Here is an 18,634-nt window from a genome sequence, read left to right as displayed (position 1 = left end):
ACTCCTACCGTCACTTTGGAATCGTAGGTTACAGTTTTCTCACCTTATTTACGCATGGGATCCCCAATGAGGGGTGCAGATCAGCTGGGTTTGTTGCCGGAGTAGGTGGATCCATCTGGCAGGGTTGCACCTTTCAAAGACAGCCCCGGATAAGCCTCCAAACTGAGGTCAGCATTTTTCAAATTGGCTCCATCGAATCTTGCACCGTGGAGATTTGCTCCCCTGAGCACGCTACCTTCTAAGTCAGCCCCCACCAGGTGGGCATGACTTAAATCTGCTCCTCTCAAATTGTTCTCCCGCAAATCTGCACCAGTCAGATCTGCTCCACTGAGAAGCGCTCCTCTCAAGTTGGCATTTCGTAAAACGGCACTTTTTAATTGAGCGCTTTTGAGATTGGCTCCACTCAAGTCTTTGCCCGTTAAGTCACGACCCATCTCTCCAAAATTGACCAGTTCCCAAACCAGTTTCCACTTGGGATCCAATTTAGTCGTGCTAGAAATATGCGCAAATTTTAAATTGGCATGCCAGAGGATGGCCCCAGTAAGATCGGTGCCAGCCAAGTTGGCAAATTCTAGATTCGCCCGCTTCAGGTTGGCACCAGAAAGAATACAATCTTTTAAGTTGGCTTTTCTCAGCCAAGTTTCACTGAGATTTGCGTTGCGTAAATTCGTTCCTGCCAGGTTGACTCCGTCTAGCCTCCTCTGCCGCAAATTGGTCTCTGATAGATTGAGTCCACTGAGATCAAAGCCCTCGTTAACTTGAATGGCAGTTAAGTCTCGACCGGTCACATCTGTATTGAACACCTGCCACAACAATGTGTAAGCATCGCCCAACTGCGTTGAATCGGAGATGATCACTTTTCTTAAGTTTATGTAGTATATTGAATTGGCAGTTAACTTTGCTCTAGATAAGTCAGCTCCAAATAAGTTTGCCCTCTTCAGCAAGTCCGCCTTTAAGTGAGTATTTTTTAGGCAGGCATAGCTTAGATTGGCCTCTTCAAGACACACTTTGCTCAAGTCCATTCCTGATAAATCTGCAAATCGAAAGTCACGTTCTCCACTGGAATAAAGCCTTATAAGATTCTCAATGTCTCCGAGATCCCTTAGAGGTTTGGGAACGAGATGAACTCTGGGATCCCCTTGAGCCATCAACAATTCATAAGCCCTGGCTCTAACTTTCCAGTCAGGGTCGGTTTTGACAATCCGAAGTAAAAGTTTAATCCCTTTTTCACCAAAGCTGGGTATGCTTTCCAAAGCACGCAGTTTTCTTTCCAATTCCTGTGGGTGGTAAGCATCCCCTAGAGCCGCTGGATCCACTGAATTAGGTTCAGGCAACATGGGCCAATCAGCTTTGAGCAAACAGGCACAGTCTAGCAAGTCCAGGTGGGAGGGCAAGGAAGTTCCTGAAAGCGTGTCCAAGATCTCCTTTAGTGAAACCGCTGGGATCCCCTCCCTCGCGCTATGCTGTAGGGATGAAGATCGTGTAGAAATATGAACATCCTGCGTCAATACGTCTTCCCCGCTCTCATTTTGCTGGTGTTTCTATTCACCCTTGTGGTGGTGAGCATCCGCTCGTTTTTGCCGGGAGATATGGCTCAGCCTGCCCCAATTGAAGACCTAACCCCGATAGCAAGCTCTACTGCACTAATGGCTGAGAATGCCTGAACAAGGGATCCCGTTGCCCCCTGGCTACCGCTGGCGCATTGGCTCTGCCTGGGATCGGCCCCGCATCCGGCAAAGCTTGCAAGCAACTTTACAAGAGTCCTTCCCGGAGCAAACCAACTGGGATCATTTGGAGGTGACGCTGGATCGGCTGTTTGATCCGCCCAATACCCCTTGCTGGTGGATCCTAAAAGAAGAAACAGCGGAACCGGTGGGCTGTGTTTGGGTGGGGATTTCCACCGACCAAGCCACGCATCAGCGGGTAGCCTATATTTTTCTGCTCTGGGTGGATCCCGAACATCGGCGGCAAGGGCTGGGTAAAGCCCTAATTCAGCAGGTGGAACGGTGGGGATCCCAGCAGCAGCTGGCAGCCATCACCCTGCAGGTTTACCATCACAACCAAGCCGCCCTCAGCCTTTATCAGCAGGCGGATTTTGCGGTGCAGGGTTACTGGCTTCACAAACCCCTTACCCCTGCCCTTCCTGAAAATCGTGAAGTTTTGTAAATTAAGCGGGGATCCGGTCTTACTTGCCCTTTTGATGAAAACGATGGCATTGACTGGAGGAAGCATCCATGTCCAGACCCGTCAAACTAAGTGAAACCGAGATCCACGCCAAGCTGGAGACCCTGCCCGGCTGGTCTTTACAGGCTGGAAAACTGCATCGGGAGTTTCAATTTGCTTCTTTTGTTGAAGCTTTTGGTTGGATGAGCAGCGTTGCTTTGGTGGCTGAGAGCATGGGTCATCACCCCGATTGGAGCAATGTGTACAACCGCGTCAGCGTCGATCTCAACACCCACGATGTTGGCGGTATCACAGAGCTCGACTTCACGCTGGCGCAGCGCATGAGCGAGTTGGCCAAGTAGATCCTTTCTTTTCTTTGTCTATTCTTTAGGCCGTGGATCCCTTCAGACCCGTCTGGCTGGGTTTTGAAAGGGATCCCTTTTGCTTTGGCCCCATCAGATTTGTGTTGGGATCCCCATGGGTCTGATAAACTATGCGTAAGGTTAAGAAATGATAACTTTATGAAAGTTCTGGTTGTGGGGGCGACGGGAACGCTGGGCCGGCAAGTGGTGCGGCGAGCCATTGAAGAGGGGCATCAGGTGACCTGTCTGGTACGAAACCCCGCCAAGGCGGCTTTCTTAAGTGAGTGGGGGGCCCACCTCAAGGTGGGTAATTTGCTGCAACCGAGCACGCTTCAGGCGGCTATGGAGGGGATTGAAGCCGTCATCGACTGTGCCACGGTACGGGTAACCGATAGCCTCAGTGCCCGCCAAGTGGATTGGGATGGCAAAGTGGCCCTGATCAACGCGGCGCGGGCGGCTCAGGTGGGACATTTCATCTTTTTCTCGATTATGGGTGCCCACCATGAGTATGCCAATGTGCCGCTGATGAACTTCAAGCATCACATTGAGAAGTATTTGATTGGATCCCAGATGCCCTACACAATTTTTCGGACGGCGGGCTTCATGCAGGGCTTGATCAGTCAGTACGCTATCCCGATTTTGGAAGAACAAATGGTTTGGGTGACCAGTGAAACGGTACCCACGGCCTATCTGGATACGTGGGATGTGGCGCGATTTGCGGTGCGTGCCCTCAGTGTAGAAGCAGCCAAGCAACAGATTTTTCCTTTGGCGGGGCCAAAAGCCTGGACGGCCCGAGAAGTGATCGCCTTGTGTGAACAGCTATCCAGCAAAAAGGCCAAGGTGAGCACCATGCCACTAGGGTTATTGCGAGGAGCACGTAAAGTGGCACAGTTCTTTCAATGGAGCTGGAATATTGCCGACCGGCTTGCGTTTGCGGAAGTCATCGCCGCCAAAGAACCGATGCACGCCGATATGACCGCTGTTTATGAAACCTTGGGGATGGATCCCGCCTCGGTGACAACGCTGGAGGATTACCTGGCGGAGTATTTCCAAAAAATGCTGAAGCGCATCCGCGACCTGAAGGTCAAGCAGCCGAAGGTGAAAACTCCCTTCTAACCCATCTCAATCCCGGCGGGCCGCCCACTCCAAAGCCAACAAAGCCGTATTCACCAGCAAAGCCAGGGATCCCACCGCCAGGGATCCCGCCCAAATCTTGTCGTAGCGACCGGCCTGGGCGATACCATCAAACAGCAGCGTCCCCAGTCCTCCGGCCCCAAACTTGGCCCCAATCGTGGCAATGGCAATGGCCACAATCGCCGAAAGCCGCAGTCCTGCCAAAAAGATCGGCAGCATAAGAGGGACTTGCACCTGCCACCAGCGTTGCCAGAGGTTCATGCCCATGCCTTTGGCCGCTTCCAAAATCGCAGGCGGAATGGAGTGCAACCCCACAGAAATGTGGCGTACCAAGATCACTTGGGTGTAGAGCACCATGGCCACGATCACCGAGCGGGCATTGAGGCCAAACAAGGGCACCAACAAAATAATCAAGGCCAGGCTGGGCACGGTGTAGAGGGTGCTTAAGATTCCCATCACCGGCACCGTGAGCCAGCGCACCTGGTGGATCAACAGCGCAATCGGCAAGGCCAAAACCACGGCAATAGCTAGGGTGACCGCGATCATGACTATGTGCTCTTGGGTCAGCTGCCACACTAAGCCGGGATTGTTAAGGATGTAACTCATGCGGATCCCTGTGCTCCGTACGCGGGTGTCTCCTCCAGCACTGCCAAATCCCGAATGTGATCCAAGGTGAGAATGCCAATGGCCCGTCCATCCTCCCATACCGTTAGGGCCGCCGCCCCGGTTCGCAACAATACCGACAAGGCCCGCCGCAGGCTCTCCTGCGGTTTAACCACTGCTCCTTCTTGAATGGTGTGGTTATGGGGAATCTCCGCCATGGCGGTTTCCACCCGCAACACGCTCAGTTGCCGCACCATATCATCTGCCCCTAGCAACTCCTTGACAAAAGGGCTGGCCGGTTGGGTGAGCAGCCGAAAGGGGGTATCGAATTGAGCAACCCGTCCCTTATGCATGACCAAAATCTGATCCGCTAGACGCAGGGCCTCCTCCACATCGTGAGAAACGAAGAGGATGGTTTTTTTCAGCTGTCGTTGTAGGCGCAGGATCTCCTCTTGCAACTTGCTGCGGGTGATGGCATCGATGGCTCCGAAAGGCTCGTCCATGAGGAGGAGATCCGGATCTCCCGCCAGAGCCCGGGCCAAGCCCACCCGTTGTTGTTGCCCACCGGACAGTTGGGTGGGGTACCGGTGTCGATATTCATGGGGCGGTAAATTGACCAAACTAAGCAGATCATCCACCCGTTCGCGGATGCGCTCCTTTGCCCACCCCAAAAGCCTAGGTACCACGGATATATTTTGCGCTACGGTCATGTGGGGGAAAAGTCCCGACTGCTGGATGACATAACCAATGCGTTGCCGCAGAGCCGTGACGGGAAACTGGCGAATGTCTTTACCCTCGAGGCGAATTTGCCCTTGGGTGGGATCCACGAGGCGATTCACCATTTTCAGGAGGGTGGTCTTGCCACAGCCAGAAGGCCCCAAAATGACCACAAACTGGCCCGACTCCACGGAAAAGCTGCACTCATCCACTGCAGGACGGGAACTGTGGGGAAAGCGCAGCGATACCCGCTCGAACTCAATTTTGCTCACACTGGGGCCTCATCGAATGGCCAGGATTATTCCGTCAGAATGCCAGCTTTTACCAAAAAGGCTCTGGCTACATCCGCGGGTTCCTTTTGGTTGCCGCTCACCTCGTAGTTCAGCTCCTGCATCACCGCATCGGTGAGAAGAGGAGAAAGAGCATTCAAGGCTTCAGCAATACCAGGGTTGGCCTCTAGAGTATCTTGCCGCACCACGGGTGCCACTTGGTAGGGGGGGAAAAGTTGTTTGTCATCCTCTAAAAGCACCAGATCAAAAGCAGCAATTTCCCCATCGGTACCAAAGGCAACCGCTACATCTGCCTCACCATTCACCAAGCCCCGGTAGCGCAGGCCCGGATCCACAGCTTTGTACTCCTTGAGGCGGAAATTGCCATAGGTGGCTTGGATCCCAGGTAGACCATCTTCACGGGCTTGAAACTCGGGCGGCCCGATCATCACCAGTTCACTGGCTTTGGCGGCCATATCGGAAAGAGTGGCAATGCCCAACTCCGCTGCCCTAGCGCGGGTCATGGCCAGAGCTTGGGTGTTGTTCATGGGGGCGGGATCCAACCAAATCAGTTGGAACTGCGCTTCGTACTCGCGGGCTACGGTTTCATAAACTTCCGCCGGGTCACCACTGGTGGGCAATTTCAGGACGGTCAACAGCCCGGTACCCGTGTATTCCGGGTAAAGGTCGATCTCACCGCTGAGCAAACCCGCATGAGCCACAGGAGTGCCTCCAAGGTTGAGCTTCCGTTCGACGGTAAAACCGGCTGCCTCCAAAGCCAGGGCATACATTTCCCCCAGAATGAATTGCTCGGTAAAGTCCTTGGAGCCAACGGTGATGGTGTCAGCACGGCTGACTTGAGGAGCAAGGGTAAGGGCTGCCAACCCAGACAGGGCCAACAGGACAAGACGACGAGTGGTTTTCAGCATAAGCGGGGTGTAAGGGATCCCTGTTTCGAGACAACAGGCTTAGCCAGAATGTTTCCAGCCCTGAGACAGACGGACTAGGGTACAGTCCGCAAAGAAGTTTCGACCATTAAACCATTATTATCCCCAGGCTGATACTACAAAAATGGGTAGGGATCTCTTGCTGAAGGTTTGCTAGGCATCGGAGCATCACCCTTCACTGTTCACTGGCTACCGGGAAAGATCCTGTCGTAGCGCGAATGCGTTGACGGCGCCCACCCCGCTCGATTTCCAGCTCCAGGGTACTGCCTACTTCGGTGCGTTCCACCTCCTGTTGCACCTGATCTGCAGTGGTGACGGTACGGCCATTTACCGAGAGGATGACATCTCCAGAACGCAACCCTGACCGTTCAGCCGGGGATCCCTGCACCACTTCTCCAATCAGCACCCCCTGATCCACCGTTACGAAAATGCGGCTGTTGGGATCCTGATTGAGGCGTTCCTTCAACTCTGGAGTTAGGGTCACCATGCGGATGCCCAAATAGGGGTGATCCACCCTGCCGCGGGTGATCAGTTGGTTAGCCACCCGTTGGGCGGTTTCAATCGGAATGGCAAAGCCCAAGCCCTGCGCCCCCTGGATGATGGCGGTATTGACCCCAATCACTTCCCCTTGAGCGTTGAGCAATGGCCCCCCCGAGTTACCGGGGTTGATGGCAGCGTCGGTTTGGATAAAGGAAACTCGTTTGTCGGGCACACGAATTTCACCACTGGAACGTCCCAAAGCGCTGATAATGCCAGCAGTGACGGTGTTATCCAAGCCCAAGGGGTTGCCAATGGCGATGGCCCACTGCCCTGGTTCTAGGGTTTCGGAACGGCCCAACTGCACCGTCGGCAGGTTTTCGGCCTTGATCTTCACCACGGCTACATCGGTGACTGGATCGGAGCCGAGCACTTCTCCATCAAAACTGCGGGTGTCCTTCAAAGTGACCGTTACCTTGTCGGAGCCATCCACCACATGGGCATTGGTGATGATCTGACCATCGGTGCTGATAATAAACCCAGAACCAGTTCCCTGTTGTCGTCGTTGTCGGGGAATAGAAGGCATATTTTGGCCAAAGAAATCCCGGAAGAAGGGATCACTGAAAAACTCCTCCGGAAAAGCTCCCCGAGTAGGCACCGTGCGTTCCGAATCGATACGGACGACCGCTGGCCCCACCTTTTGCGCCACTTCGGCGATGAAGTTCATATTCAGTTGCGGCACCGCTGTCGTCTGAGCAGATACCCCTTTGCCTCCCATCAAGCCGGCCCCGAGCACCATCCCCACCACCAGGAGTAGAAGCGGAGAGAGGAAGGGCCGCAAAGTCAGTGGGGCGAAAAGGCGACTTAGAAAGGATTGAACCCTTTGCAGAGGAGCCTGGGATCCCAGAGAGGGCTGGCTTGGCGATGAACTGGAAGTTAACTTACTGCGCTTCATACCACACGAGAAGGACGAAAGGGTTTGGAACTGCTAAAAAGCTTTTGCCCCGCTCGAAGCGGGTGTCATCTGAATATCTGAAGCTCAATCTAGCATGGGGAATAAGGATCCCGTTGGGGATGGGGATGGCGCTTTTCCGTACCCCCATCTGAGCCAGAGAGCAGGAGAATATGCTCGCTCGATGTAGCCCATCTCACAAGGGTTTGGGTTTGATCAAGGTAAGGGATCCACATAAGAGAGCTGAATTTCGTCGAATGGAGCTATGGGACTTTTTGGGATCCCAGTTTGGATTTCAGTTTTCGGTCTGTTAGAGGCTACCTTAGATGTGTGATTTGGGGGTGAAACCATGACCAAACCCACTCGTCAAATTTTGGCTTCTTTGCTGGGGGGAGTGCTCTCGCTGCAAGTGGCCGGGCCTGTGTTAGCCCAGATGAGCAACTCGACGTTGCCGCCGCCCCCAGCAGGAGAGGGATGGCGCCCTGTCAATCCGCGCCCCCTCACACCCAGCGAAAGTGGCAGTGGTTTTGGCCAACCGCAACCTTTGCAGCCTAGCCAACAGTTTCAGTTGCAAACGGCTCTGCTGTTGCGTTCTGGAGATTTGATCCAAGCGGTGCATCGCTCGGGTGAAACCCTGCTGATTGCCCCAGGGGAAACTCGTGCCGTGAGCCTCAGCCTAGATACCCCCTTGCGGGATGTCTATGGAAATATGATCGTTCCGGCGGGGGCTACTCTAGAAGGGCAGTTTCAGCCGGTGAGTGGAGGGACCCAATTTGTTTCCCGTTCTCTGCTGATCAACGGACAGTCTTACCCCCTCTACGCCCAAAGCCAGGTGATTCCCTTACAAAAGGATCCCCGCCATACCTCCGGAGAGGCGATTGTCCAAGATGCGCTAATCGGGGCGGCAGCAGGGGCGATCCTGGGCGGTCTGTTTGGCAACCAGGTGATCTCGACAGAGAAGGTGCTGGGGGGAGCAGCAGCGGGGGCCGTGATTGGTAATGTGACGGCTCCAGAGGTTGCCGTGGTCAACCCCAATGCCAATCTGACCCTTACCGTTACCCAAGATTTTCAGCCCTACCTGCCTTAGTGGGATCCCGCGGGTGTGGCGGTGAGCCGATCCAAGATCTCATCATGGGACATCCCTTTGCGTACCCATTCTTCACAGTTGTGCAGACGTTGGGCGGTGCCAATTAAGAAACGGTTTTGGTTGGCCCCCAGGGATTCACAGGTGGTTTGGACACAGACCAGCTCACGGCCCGAGAGCAACGAGAAGAGGCTGGCCAGAACCCCTGCCTCCAAATAACAGCTAGGCTCGCGGGGTTTGTCGGCTTCCTCTGGGCCAAAGCTGTTGCGGGCCGCCAGCGCAAACCCAGAGTTGCACACGCTAGCCTGCACCACGCCCTGATCCCCGGCAGAAAAATCCAGGGTCAGTCTGCCCCAGCCGTGGGTAGCCCATAAATCGCTGAGAGCATCGAGGAGGATCCCCATCGGCAGCTCCCGCAGGGGTTGGTTGTGATAGCGGGAAAGTTCATCTTCAAAGCGGCGAAAAAATTCTTCCCCCCAATCGCGTCCGCAGTTGTAGAGGATGACACGGGCAGCTTGGCCGGTTTCGTAGCGCAAACCCGAATACAGAGCTTCTAGCAAGGGCATGGGGAAAGCGGCCAGTCGGTATCCACCTCGGCTTTCCAACATGCCGGTATGAATATCGGGGCGAATGTAGTAAGCAGGGCTAAAGCAATGCCCAGGCAGGGTTTGCTCCTGCAGAATCTCTTGTAGGGTGGTCATGGTTCTCCTCGCGGGCAGTTGGGTAACGGGAGTAAGGCGGACTTCAGATTGTGCAAGATTGGGGGCTCGGTTAACCGACCGGGGTTAACTGACCAGCATCGTCTTGGCCAAAATCAGGTAGGGGCGAATCATCTCGCTCTCTTCTGATCCGAAGACATAGGGGAGGGAGTCGAGCATCAGTTTGTAGGCCGGTTTGCATTCGTCGCGCATTTTGAAAGATTTGAGGATGGTCTCTAGCCAGTAGAGCAACTTATCCCGCAGGTAGTCTTCGTCGTTGAGCAACATGGCCATACAGCAGTAGCGCCACACCATACTGAGATCGCGGCGACACCGTTCCCACGCCAAGACCCCATGGCGACGGGTCAAGTTGGGTAGCATGGGCTGAAATTTCTCAATCACCCGATCCAGCAGCTCACTCTCTTTCGACTGGAGGACCTGGTAGATGCGCACTCGTTTCGGGATCCCTTCCACATAGTCGTGCAAACTTTTGAGTTCATTCGGGTGCAGGTAACGGCCTTCCGCGTTCTGAAGGAGATCCGCAAACATCAAGTTCATGGGTTGTCACTCCTTATTTGAGTTGGTGTGAGTTAGACAGACTGAGTTAGACAAACATTTCCATCAGAGTGAGGGCCGGTTCTGGAGAAGCGTGGGGTGGTTCCACTTCAGCGACAACGGATGGGGTAGGGCTGGGTTCTGCCTCGGGAGCTGGGCTAGGACAGGCAGCCCGCAACATTTGCCAGTAAGGGGCAACCAAATCCTGCTGCTCCGTTGGCAGCGATCCCTGAAGAGTCTGCCAGAGCTGGTCAAGGGCCTCTGGTAAGCCCAGATAGTATTCCATTGCTCCACAGATCCATTGCTGCAGCGGCAAGGGATCCCCCATGAGCAGGCTTAACCCGACGGAGCGCAAACACAGGGCCAATTGACGGGCTAGGAGGCATTGGGCAGGAGACAAGTTGGCAGTGTCTACGGATCCCTGCTGGTTTAAGACTTCTTGGATCCAAGTGAGTTCTTGTTGTTGAAACACTTGGTACAGATCCAATCGTTCTGGAAAGGAGAGAGAGTAGCGAATCAGGCTTTGCAGATCATCAGGAGGGAGGTAATCCCCTTCTCGATCGGCAATGCGCTCGGGCCAAGAGTAGATGTCATGCATAGGTAGGGGTTCCTTAAGCCATTAGAATCGAGAGCCATTCAAGTCAGCAAAAGGGGGAGGAGGCTTGAGGGCAACTTGCTAGAGCAAAGCCCCACCAAACAAAGCCGCAAAATCATCAAGCGTGAAGGGATCCTCCTCCGGCAATTCGGGCACAGGCTGTAGGCGCGGTCGGATCCCTGACCAGTTAAAGGCAGCAAAAAATTGTCCGACTGACTGGGTGAGAGGCAGCATTCCAGCTGGGGCAGAGATGGGATCCTCTGTGGGCAAGGTAGGAGTGAGGGGGCGGTTGTCCCAGTTCAACCCCTGTAAAAAAGCCGATAGCGGCTGAGTTAAATCTCGACCAGGATGTAGGGTGAGCATGGCTAAATCTCTGAAGAGCTGGGGATAAACAGTGATCACAAGACACTCACAATTGGTGCAAACGATGTTCGATCTCGCGTGCGCTTGCTCCTTCCGCAATCCAGAAATTGGCAGCATCAATTCGCTCTTGCCCACCCAGGAGGAATTTGCAGTAGGTTTCTCCCATGGCGTAGCACTGGATCTCGATGCAGCCTAGCTCTCTGGAGGTCATGGCAGTGAAGAACCCAGCAAACAAACCGGCATAGAGATGGCAGACAGGTTTGCCCACATCCCCAAGCGTGCGGGCCACCATCGAGTCGAATAGGTTGATAAACAAAAATCCCTTTTGCTTGGATTCTGTTTCCACTTCCCACTTACCCCAACCTTGGGCGGTAAAGGGCCACCACCAGGTTTCCAGCAGAAAGAGTAGGTTAGATTGCTTCACCCCGATCCCATATTCCCGTTCGTACCATTGGGAGAAATACACAGAATCCCGAGTGCCCCAATCCATGCCAATGGTGTACATAACAGCGGCAGAGGCATCCCCCACTTCCCGTTCCAAGCCCGTCTGCAGGCCAACGATAAAGTCTTCGCTAAGCAGGAGATTTTGAGTGTTATTCCAATCGATAATTGTGCCTTGGTCTCGATTAAATCGAAAGAAATCTCGGTAACTGTAGTGGGAATGTTTTTCACGACCAGTGGGCATTGTGACCGCGGGACGGGGATCGGGTCGAGAGGTAGAGGTGGTCATCGGTCTCTCCTGATGGAATAGATTCAAGCAATTCAATGCAAGAGCTGTAGCCGCTGAATGCTCAAGTTGCGAGAAGAAAAGTAGAGTTTGCTTTGGGGATTCCTAGAGGTCTATCTTCAAACTTCCCGAGTTTGTGCTAGGGTGCTACCAATTAGGTGGAAATCTTCATTTTCCAGTTGCTTTACGGTAGAACGGGTAATGACTTTACCTTGCTCGACCAAAACTTTCCCTGTGCGGGGATGAAGCAAGTCTTGTTCTGCTCGTCTGCCGATAAGAACTTCCACATCTTGTAGGGAGTTTACGTACATCCCTGGCGGCAGTTCCACCACCACGCCATCAGAAATCACTCTGGCTTGACAGGCAAGACGCGAATTGGTTTTGGCGCTGGTGATCACTTCAAGTGTTTTCGACTCGCGCGGGGTCATTGGCGTCAAACTGTCTAGACCCTCTTTGACATAGATGTGGCAGGTGGCACAAATGCCGCGACCATTACATTCTCGCGAAACGTGCAAATCCTCCGAAAGAATAGCTGATAGCAAGTTGCTATAGGTATCTACCTCGGAGATACGGGACAGAGGCTCCAGTCGAATTTGTTTAACCATAAATGGGATCCATCGGCGTGCTCAGCACATAATAATGGTCTGAATGTGATCTGGATGCTCCGGAATAATGGGCTGGTTGAGAATCAAGAGAAGCCCTCTTTTGTATTCTGCATTTTGGCTGGGGTTCTGTGAATAGGGATGAAATAATCCTTAACTACGAGTAAATACGGAATTTTTATTGATTTAGTTTTCTGGAAAGTAGAATTACGGAAACAGGCTCAGATCGGGTATTCTTCGTAAATATTTATCGCAAAATCCAGCAGCTGATCCTGCTGTCAAGATAAATCTGGATGAGAGCCTTTGCTTCCCTCTGCCTTGAGATGGATGAGCTTAATTCCAACTCTACGACAGCTTCATCATTTCTTTGAATGGGTCTTCTTGCCTTTTTCGCAAATTTAATCTTTCCGGTCAGTTTCGTTTATTAAGGAGCAACCATCATGGAGTCGCGTCAGCGAAATCGGGATCCTCAAGCCTTACAGAATCTTTTGCGCGCTGCCTATCAGCAGATTTTGGAACGCCAGCCCTACCAGCACGAAAAAGTAGGTGAGCTAGAAAAAATTGAGCAGGATTTTCTCCGGGGTCGGGTGGGTATTAAGCGTCTGGTTCGACAAGTAGGGGGATCCCATCTCTATCAGCAGCTCTTTTTTAATGCGGGTTGTAACACGCGTTGTGTGGAGCAGGGGTTCAAGCACTTTTTGGGGCGGGCGCCGGCAGATAAGGCTGAGGTGGCCACCTACCACGACATTTTGGTACGTCAGGGCTTCCAGGCGATGGTTAATGCTTTTGTGGATTCTGAGGAGTATCACCACCATTTCGGCAATGAGCGTCTGCCCCACCCGCGTCAACGGCTCATGGGGTACCCTCCTGTGGCTTACCTACTAACAGACCGCATGAACCGCAGCCATCAACTGGCGATGCAGGGATCGCCGCTTTTGCAAAGTTTGGCGGTGATGTAGAAGATGTCCCTGGGAAAAGCGGTATCGTAGGTGGAGATCCAACAGGGAAAGGCCGAAGGGCAACAGATGAGCTACGACGCAGTGGTGATCGGGGGTGGACACAACGGGTTGGTGAGTGCTTGCTACCTGGCCAAAGCAGGGAAAAAAGTCGTGGTGCTAGAGCGCTATCACACCGTTGGCGGTGCTGCCATCACCGAAGAGATCCACCCTGGGTTTCGCGTGTCGGTGGCTTCCTACTCCTGTAGCTTGCTGCGCCCGGAGATCATCCGCGATCTGCGTCTGCCGGATTACGGCTTTGAGGTCTATGCCAAGCAACCCTCCTACTTTATGCCCTTCCCCGATGGGCAACACCTTTTCCTCTATGCCGACAACCGCGCCAAAAGCAAAGCGGAAATTGCTAAGTTCTCTCCCAAGGATGCCGAGGCTTACGACCGCTGGGAGGATTTTTGGGATCGGGTGAATGGGGTGATTGAGCCCACGTTGATGCAGCCGCCGATATCGCTGGGGCAATTAGCGGATCGCTTTGCTCAAGCCGGATATGAAGATGATTTTCGGCGGATTATGCTCCTCTCCACCACCGATCTGCTGGATGAATTTTTTGAGTCCGAGCACGTCAAGGCGGCGATGGCTCCCCAATCTCTGATCGGGACGGCAGCCGGGCCGATGACTCCGGGTACACCTTATGTCTGGCTGATTCATGCGGTGGGTCGGGCAATCGGGATCCGTGGCGTATGGGGCTATGTACGTGGGGGAATGGGGGCGATCACCCAGGCCATGGCCAAGGCCGCCCTCGATTTGGGGGTGGAGATCCGTACCTCAGCTCCGGTAGCCGAGATCTGGGTGGAAAATGGCCAAGCCACAGGTGTCATTCTGGAAACCGGGGAGACCCTGCGGGCGCGGGCTATCCTCTCTAATGCCCATCCGCAGATCACGTTCTTAAAACTATGCCCCACGGGATCCCTGCCGCCGGAGTTTCGCACTCACCTAGAACGGCACTACCGCACCTGCGGGCCGGTCTATAAGCTCAACTTGGCCCTCGAGGAATTGCCCTGCTACACGGCAGCTCCGGCGGAGATCCCCCCGGAAGTGGTCAGTTCGGCCACGGTGGATATTGCCCCTTCGGTGGCTTATTTGGAGCGGGCCTGGGATGACTACAAGTACGGGATCCCTTCCCGGGATCCTTTTATTGAAATCTACAGCCAGTCCCCCACCGACCGAACAATGGCTCCGCCGGGCAAGCACATCCTCTCCTGTTTTTGCCAGTTTGTGCCCTACCAGCCGAAAGGGCGGGATTGGAACGATGGCCTCCGGGAGGAATTTGCCGATCGGGTGATCGATAAAATTGCCCAGTTTGCCCCCAATATCAAAAAGGCCGTCATTGCGCGGCAGATGTTGTCACCCGTGGATTTAGAAGCCCGCTTTGGCTTGATGGGGGGCAGCATTTTTCACGGAGAAATCACGCCGGATCAAAGCTACAACCTGCGGCCCATTTCCGGCTTTGCCGATTACCGCTCCCCGATTGCCGGTTTATATCTCTGTGGCTCCGGGGCCCATCCCGGCGGGGGTGTCACCGGGATCCCTGGCCATAATTGCGCCCAGGTGGTGCTCGGCGACTTCCCGAACCTGTAACCTACAAAAAAGGCTCAGCCACAATGACCAAGCCGGAAGGGATCCCTGGTTGGGAGTTAACTTGCTTCTGGCATTAAAGGTTAACCTGAACCCCGTTAAAGAACCCACGGATGATGAGAATGGCCCCTTGCTGAGTAGCCGGTGTACCCGGTTCATCGGCTGTACCCGCTTCAACGTTGCCGGTTGGGAACTCCTGCTCCAGGAACCACTGACCCGAAATGCGATCGGCAGAAGTGGTTTGGTCGAAAACAAGGTTAAAGTTCCCTCTTTGGGTGCCACCCCCAATATCAAGCCGGTTGAATGGTCCTGCCAACTGCGCTCCAGCAAGGCTTCGGAAGACGAAATCCCCTGTAGTGGGAACGATGCCTTGAAGAATAACAGGGCTAAGGTTATCCCCCTCTACAGGAGATCCAGGTAATGTGCCAGTGGAACGCTCAGTACGCAGCGAGAAAAAGTAATCAAAGGCAGTAGGAGCACCCGGACGGGTGGGAGGGGGTAGCTGGGGAATGGGGGTTGGGAAAGGTTCTGGGGGAGGACTGACTTGCACGAAGTTCAACACCGTACTGGTGTTAGCCGGGTCAAAAGAAGCTTGTACTCTTCCGCTCAGAGAACGCCGAATTCTCACCAATTGATTGGTCAGGATATTGGGTCGAGTCGGATCCGGCGCAAAAAGCACTGACTGGGTACCTACTTGAGTTGGCCGATAAACAATCTCCGCTTGGTTTGGCTGGAAGTTGAGGCGGGCCAACAAAGCCAGTGCATCTTCACCGCCACCATCTCCAGCAATGCCCCGCTGCCGCACCACAAAGCTAGCAGAGAAAGAGCCAGCTCCCATCGTTACAATCGCAGTGTCTGGGGGATCATCTCCTAGCGTTTCTCCCGTTACCGTATTGAATACATTGGTTGTGCGAGCTTGCAGAGAGGCATCCCCTTCAATCACCACCTGAGTGCCAGTGGTATTCACCAAGATCCGGTTCACCCGTAGCGTAAGAATGGTTCTTACTTGAACATCCTCATCAAGATCTGGATTGACCAATGCTCCACGGAAGCTGGAATTGACTCGGATTCGCTGATCTTCTGGCGTACTAGAAATCAGGTTGATTCCATTTACAAAGGCTTGCGTCTCCAAACGAGCATCATTAGGGGCAAAGGCAGTAATTTCCAAAGGTGGTAAGGTTGGAGGCAGAACAATGGCAAGTGTACTACCATCAACAGAGTCGCTGATGGTAGAGCCTGTCTGGCCTATGGGCCGAATAGAAGCCTCAATGTTGGTTAAGCGGGCTTCTCCACTCCCTTGAGTGCCTGTATTTCGTACAGCAATACCCTGGTCAAATCTTGGATTAACAAAGTCCAGTCTCATGCTGGTGGTTTCCAAAACCGAGCCTGGGGTGAACCGATATTCTTGGGCCGAGACAAACGCACTGGGATCCACCTGGACAGGCCCAGGTAACGCTGGGGACTCATCAACTTCACCGCAACTGGCTAGCAGCAATACTCCACATAAAACCGCCAATGAGCGACATTTGAAGTTCATACGGCACTTCCTCACACACCATAATCTATGCACGAAAGGAGACAACAGGCACTCGACCACAAACGCTACGGGTAAGCTGCCCACCCCTGCTCGAAGTAATAATACCCCATATGTAGGGGATGGGCCGTTTCCAGAAAATTCCTTTGATTTGCTTAGCCAGTGGGTTGACAATGCCCCAGGATGAAGTAGAACTAACAGCAGGCGATCCCTCCTTTGAAACGGGATCCCGTGGATACAGGCACATCCTGCAAATTTGTGGTTGAGTTGGATCCCTGCTGGACTTTGTCCGCAATTTTTTGGTGTGAGTGAGTGGAGAATTTCTCGATGAGACGACTTTCTGGCTCAGCCCTTTGCCGTGGCGGCCTCTCTCTTTTGGCAACCTGTGCCTCGATCGCGCTAGCAGCGGGTTGTAGCAGCGAGACGACGAGTGGTGTGCCCCCGTTGCTGAGTTCTAGCTCTGCCACCCCTCCACCTGTGGCGGTTGCCCCTACGCTTGCCCCCAACAATAACCCAACTACAGTACGTCCTGCGCCAGACTTTGCCCCGATTACGCCACCGCCGGTACGGCCCAACTTGCCGGATCAACCTCAATTTGATCCGACAAATCCGAACAGTGGGTTCAATGCCAACCAGGAACTTGCTTCGTTATCCTATAAGGTCGATATAGTTGATTTGATCGTACGTGGTACCATTGCTAGCGTTGATATACAGGTTTTGAACATTACTTGTGGTACAGATGTGACGGATGTCATTCTCCCAACCGCACTGGAACAATTTAAGAATCTGCTGATTGGTAGAGGCAATACCTTCGCTGATGCTGGAGGCTTTAATTTTAGCTTCACCTTCCCAACCGATCCTCGATTCTTCAATGATCTCAGAATCTTATCCAAGCGTATTCGCGGTGTTCGCAAGCTTGATGCCCAGGGGCAAGTTACCATTGAAGATGAATTGACGGGTGATGACATAGTTATTATTCTAACTATCCGAGATACCTTTGGTCAGGTTTTGCGAGTTGATAATTCCATATTTAGTGGAGAAGAAAGCCGAACAGAGATTCGCGGATCCCAGGTTCCTGCTTGTGGGAACTTGTAGAAAATGCAATTCTAGCAATGGTTTGACGGGCGAAGTTGAGGCTTAGTTGAGAACTTTAGAGAGTGTGAGAGGGTGTGGTGATGAGTAAGTTTCAAGTCCTGGCAATTGGTGGAACCTCGCTTGTGCTGATGGCTTCGACCCTCATTGGTTGTCAGCAGGCTAAGGATAAGAATGTGACGAGCTTTTTGCCGGGGCCAATAATTGGTGTGCAAAACCCAACTGTTCCGACCGGGAGTACCGGAGTGGGGTCAGGCCCGGTTGCTTCTAGTCAACCTACCCCTTCAGGCATTACTCGCCCCGTTTCTGCACCTACAACCGCTTCAGTACCTACTCCAGGTGCAGTCCCGCCAATCGCGGGTGAAGTTCCTGTAGCTCCACCCCCACCAACTCCAGTTCCTCCAGACTTAAGGGTTACTATCCTCCCAAATCGCTCAACAATTTCTGGTACCCTTACAACTGCTAGTCCAATTGCTTCAGTTAACCTAATCCTGGCAAATGTTACTGGAGGAGTTCCTTTTGATCCTCCTGCTTCAGGAGTTTTTGGTGCACCCAACCCTCCTTGTAATGGGACGGTTAACTGCAACTACCTAGTTGACTTTCAAATTCAACCTCTCCAGGGTTCTGTACCTGGTACTGCAAACGCTGCTGTCATTAATGGCCAAGTGTTTTTTCAGGCCCAATTTGATACTGCAGGTATTTTTGACGTGCAGTTTCGTGTCGAAGATTCGGTTGGAGCCATTCAGGTCTTTTCTGTTACCGTTGAAATAACGGATCGGAGGCCCTAATTTCTAGTTCAATAAAAAGCAGAGAAACTCATTTCCAAGTTCAGCTCTCAAAAAATCGCTGATTCTGGATCACCGATTTTCCTAAGCTTTTTGCCTTTGAGTAGATTCTTAACAAATGTTCAGTTTTGCTGCCACAAAATATTACTCAACTGCCATCAGCAAGGTTTCTGTGGCCATCTTGGATCAATTTCTTGCTCACCCTCTGCCCCAGATGGATGAGATTGTATAATTCAAGTACCACCCCTCAAAAGCCTGTATAAAGCCAGAGGGGTAGGCCGGAGCTCACCACATCAAAATGCAAACGCGCCAGGGCCTCTCCCCCAGGGATCAACCGCGCCCAGCCGCTGCGCCGTGGGATCAGATCATAAAACTTGGTCTCTGGCTCTA

General features: G+C 53.2%; 22 protein-coding genes. 9 read left to right on the top strand and 13 right to left on the bottom strand.

The genetic code is table 11. From position 1 onward, the window contains the following. Window positions 1-80 precede the first annotated feature (80 nt). The gene (locus JX360_RS02170; RefSeq protein WP_244348848.1) at window positions 81-1,337 is read right to left on the bottom strand and encodes a pentapeptide repeat-containing protein; all 1,257 of its coding nucleotides are present in this window, start codon (window positions 1,335-1,337) and stop codon (window positions 81-83) included. 153 nt (window positions 1,338-1,490) lie between these two features. Between JX360_RS02170 and JX360_RS02165 the strand changes: the two genes are divergently transcribed. From JX360_RS02165 to JX360_RS02150, 4 genes are all read left to right on the top strand, one after another. Continuing rightward, entirely contained in the window at window positions 1,491-1,664 is a 174-nt protein-coding gene (locus JX360_RS02165) for a hypothetical protein (protein ID WP_244348847.1), read from the top strand. After that, complete coding sequence (locus tag JX360_RS02160) at window positions 1,657-2,166, top strand: GNAT family N-acetyltransferase (RefSeq protein ID WP_244348846.1); 510 nt, start codon at window positions 1,657-1,659, stop codon at window positions 2,164-2,166. Before JX360_RS02165 ends, JX360_RS02160 begins: the two co-directional genes overlap by 8 nt. Before the next feature lie 68 nt (window positions 2,167-2,234). Next, window positions 2,235-2,525, top strand: coding sequence for a 4a-hydroxytetrahydrobiopterin dehydratase (locus JX360_RS02155; RefSeq protein WP_244348845.1), 291 nt, complete (start codon window positions 2,235-2,237; stop codon window positions 2,523-2,525). Between the two features lie 159 nt (window positions 2,526-2,684). Then, window positions 2,685-3,641 carry an NAD(P)H-binding protein gene (locus JX360_RS02150; protein WP_244348844.1) on the top strand — a complete coding sequence of 319 codons (957 nt, stop codon included), beginning with the start codon at window positions 2,685-2,687 and terminating at the stop codon, window positions 3,639-3,641. A 6-nt stretch (window positions 3,642-3,647) separates the two neighbouring features. On the opposite strand, the gene JX360_RS02145 is transcribed toward JX360_RS02150, so the two are convergent. The 4 genes from JX360_RS02145 to JX360_RS02130 all read right to left on the bottom strand — a co-directional run bounded on the left by JX360_RS02145 (window position 3,648) and on the right by JX360_RS02130 (window position 7,627). Next, window positions 3,648-4,265: an ABC transporter permease gene (locus tag JX360_RS02145; protein ID WP_244348843.1), complete on the bottom strand. Its 618-nt coding sequence runs from the start codon at window positions 4,263-4,265 to the stop codon at window positions 3,648-3,650. Further along, window positions 4,262-5,251 carry an ABC transporter ATP-binding protein gene (locus tag JX360_RS02140; protein ID WP_244348842.1) on the bottom strand — a complete coding sequence of 330 codons (990 nt, stop codon included), beginning with the start codon at window positions 5,249-5,251 and terminating at the stop codon, window positions 4,262-4,264. Before JX360_RS02140 ends, JX360_RS02145 begins: the two co-directional genes overlap by 4 nt. A gap of 26 nt (window positions 5,252-5,277) precedes the next feature. Next, window positions 5,278-6,177 carry a glycine betaine ABC transporter substrate-binding protein gene (locus JX360_RS02135; RefSeq protein WP_244348841.1) on the bottom strand — a complete coding sequence of 300 codons (900 nt, stop codon included), beginning with the start codon at window positions 6,175-6,177 and terminating at the stop codon, window positions 5,278-5,280. A gap of 193 nt (window positions 6,178-6,370) precedes the next feature. After that, a complete protein-coding gene (locus JX360_RS02130; RefSeq protein WP_425244335.1) occupies window positions 6,371-7,627 on the bottom strand; it encodes an HhoA/HhoB/HtrA family serine endopeptidase in 1,257 nt (418 codons plus the stop codon). A 346-nt stretch (window positions 7,628-7,973) separates the two neighbouring features. Here JX360_RS02130 and JX360_RS02125 point away from each other — a divergent pair, with 346 nt between their 5' ends. Next, complete coding sequence (locus tag JX360_RS02125) at window positions 7,974-8,711, top strand: hypothetical protein (RefSeq protein ID WP_244348839.1); 738 nt, start codon at window positions 7,974-7,976, stop codon at window positions 8,709-8,711. Here the strand turns inward: JX360_RS02125 and JX360_RS02120 are convergent. The 6 genes from JX360_RS02120 to JX360_RS02095 all read right to left on the bottom strand — a co-directional run bounded on the left by JX360_RS02120 (window position 8,708) and on the right by JX360_RS02095 (window position 12,251). After that, window positions 8,708-9,409 (bottom strand): V4R domain-containing protein, encoded by a 702-nt coding sequence (locus tag JX360_RS02120; protein WP_244348838.1) that lies wholly within the window; start codon window positions 9,407-9,409, stop codon window positions 8,708-8,710. The two genes, JX360_RS02125 and JX360_RS02120, sit on opposite strands and share 4 nt — an antisense overlap. Before the next feature lie 84 nt (window positions 9,410-9,493). After that, window positions 9,494-9,964: a globin family protein gene (locus JX360_RS02115; RefSeq protein ID WP_244348837.1), complete on the bottom strand. Its 471-nt coding sequence runs from the start codon at window positions 9,962-9,964 to the stop codon at window positions 9,494-9,496. 46 nt (window positions 9,965-10,010) lie between these two features. Further along, window positions 10,011-10,559 (bottom strand): globin family protein, encoded by a 549-nt coding sequence (locus JX360_RS02110; RefSeq protein ID WP_244348836.1) that lies wholly within the window; start codon window positions 10,557-10,559, stop codon window positions 10,011-10,013. A 78-nt stretch (window positions 10,560-10,637) separates the two neighbouring features. Further along, window positions 10,638-10,919, bottom strand: a complete 282-nt coding sequence (locus JX360_RS02105; protein WP_244348835.1) for a hypothetical protein — start codon at window positions 10,917-10,919, stop codon at window positions 10,638-10,640. 46 nt (window positions 10,920-10,965) lie between these two features. After that, complete coding sequence (locus JX360_RS02100) at window positions 10,966-11,649, bottom strand: V4R domain-containing protein (RefSeq protein WP_244348834.1); 684 nt, start codon at window positions 11,647-11,649, stop codon at window positions 10,966-10,968. A gap of 116 nt (window positions 11,650-11,765) precedes the next feature. Next, window positions 11,766-12,251, bottom strand: a complete 486-nt coding sequence (locus tag JX360_RS02095) for a 2Fe-2S iron-sulfur cluster-binding protein (protein ID WP_244348833.1) — start codon at window positions 12,249-12,251, stop codon at window positions 11,766-11,768. A 437-nt stretch (window positions 12,252-12,688) separates the two neighbouring features. On the opposite strand from JX360_RS02095, the gene JX360_RS02090 reads away from it, so the two are divergent. Beyond that, window positions 12,689-13,207: a phycobilisome rod-core linker polypeptide gene (locus JX360_RS02090; RefSeq protein ID WP_244348832.1), complete on the top strand. Its 519-nt coding sequence runs from the start codon at window positions 12,689-12,691 to the stop codon at window positions 13,205-13,207. A gap of 66 nt (window positions 13,208-13,273) precedes the next feature. Beyond that, window positions 13,274-14,836, top strand: coding sequence for a phytoene desaturase family protein (locus JX360_RS02085; RefSeq protein ID WP_244348831.1), 1,563 nt, complete (start codon window positions 13,274-13,276; stop codon window positions 14,834-14,836). A gap of 73 nt (window positions 14,837-14,909) precedes the next feature. Here the strand turns inward: JX360_RS02085 and JX360_RS02080 are convergent, their stop codons facing one another. Next, window positions 14,910-16,370 (bottom strand): hypothetical protein, encoded by a 1,461-nt coding sequence (locus tag JX360_RS02080; protein ID WP_244348830.1) that lies wholly within the window; start codon window positions 16,368-16,370, stop codon window positions 14,910-14,912. Between the two features lie 191 nt (window positions 16,371-16,561). Beyond that, window positions 16,562-16,942, bottom strand: coding sequence for a hypothetical protein (locus tag JX360_RS02075; RefSeq protein WP_244348829.1), 381 nt, complete (start codon window positions 16,940-16,942; stop codon window positions 16,562-16,564). 1 nt (window position 16,943) lies between these two features. Here JX360_RS02075 and JX360_RS02070 point away from each other — a divergent pair, with 1 nt between their 5' ends. Then, complete coding sequence (locus tag JX360_RS02070; protein ID WP_244348828.1) at window positions 16,944-17,462, top strand: hypothetical protein; 519 nt, start codon at window positions 16,944-16,946, stop codon at window positions 17,460-17,462. Between the two features lie 201 nt (window positions 17,463-17,663). Beyond that, the gene (locus tag JX360_RS02065) at window positions 17,664-17,834 is read left to right on the top strand and encodes a hypothetical protein (RefSeq protein ID WP_244348827.1); all 171 of its coding nucleotides are present in this window, start codon (window positions 17,664-17,666) and stop codon (window positions 17,832-17,834) included. Window positions 17,835-18,634: the final 800 nt, after the last annotated feature.

It is taken from the genome of Thermostichus vulcanus str. 'Rupite' (genome assembly GCF_022848905.1).
Taxonomy (GTDB): Bacteria; Cyanobacteriota; Cyanobacteriia; order Thermostichales; family Thermostichaceae; genus Thermostichus; species Thermostichus vulcanus_A.
Note: the sequence above shows the minus strand (reverse complement) of the source record. Positions and strands in the feature narration are given on the sequence as shown.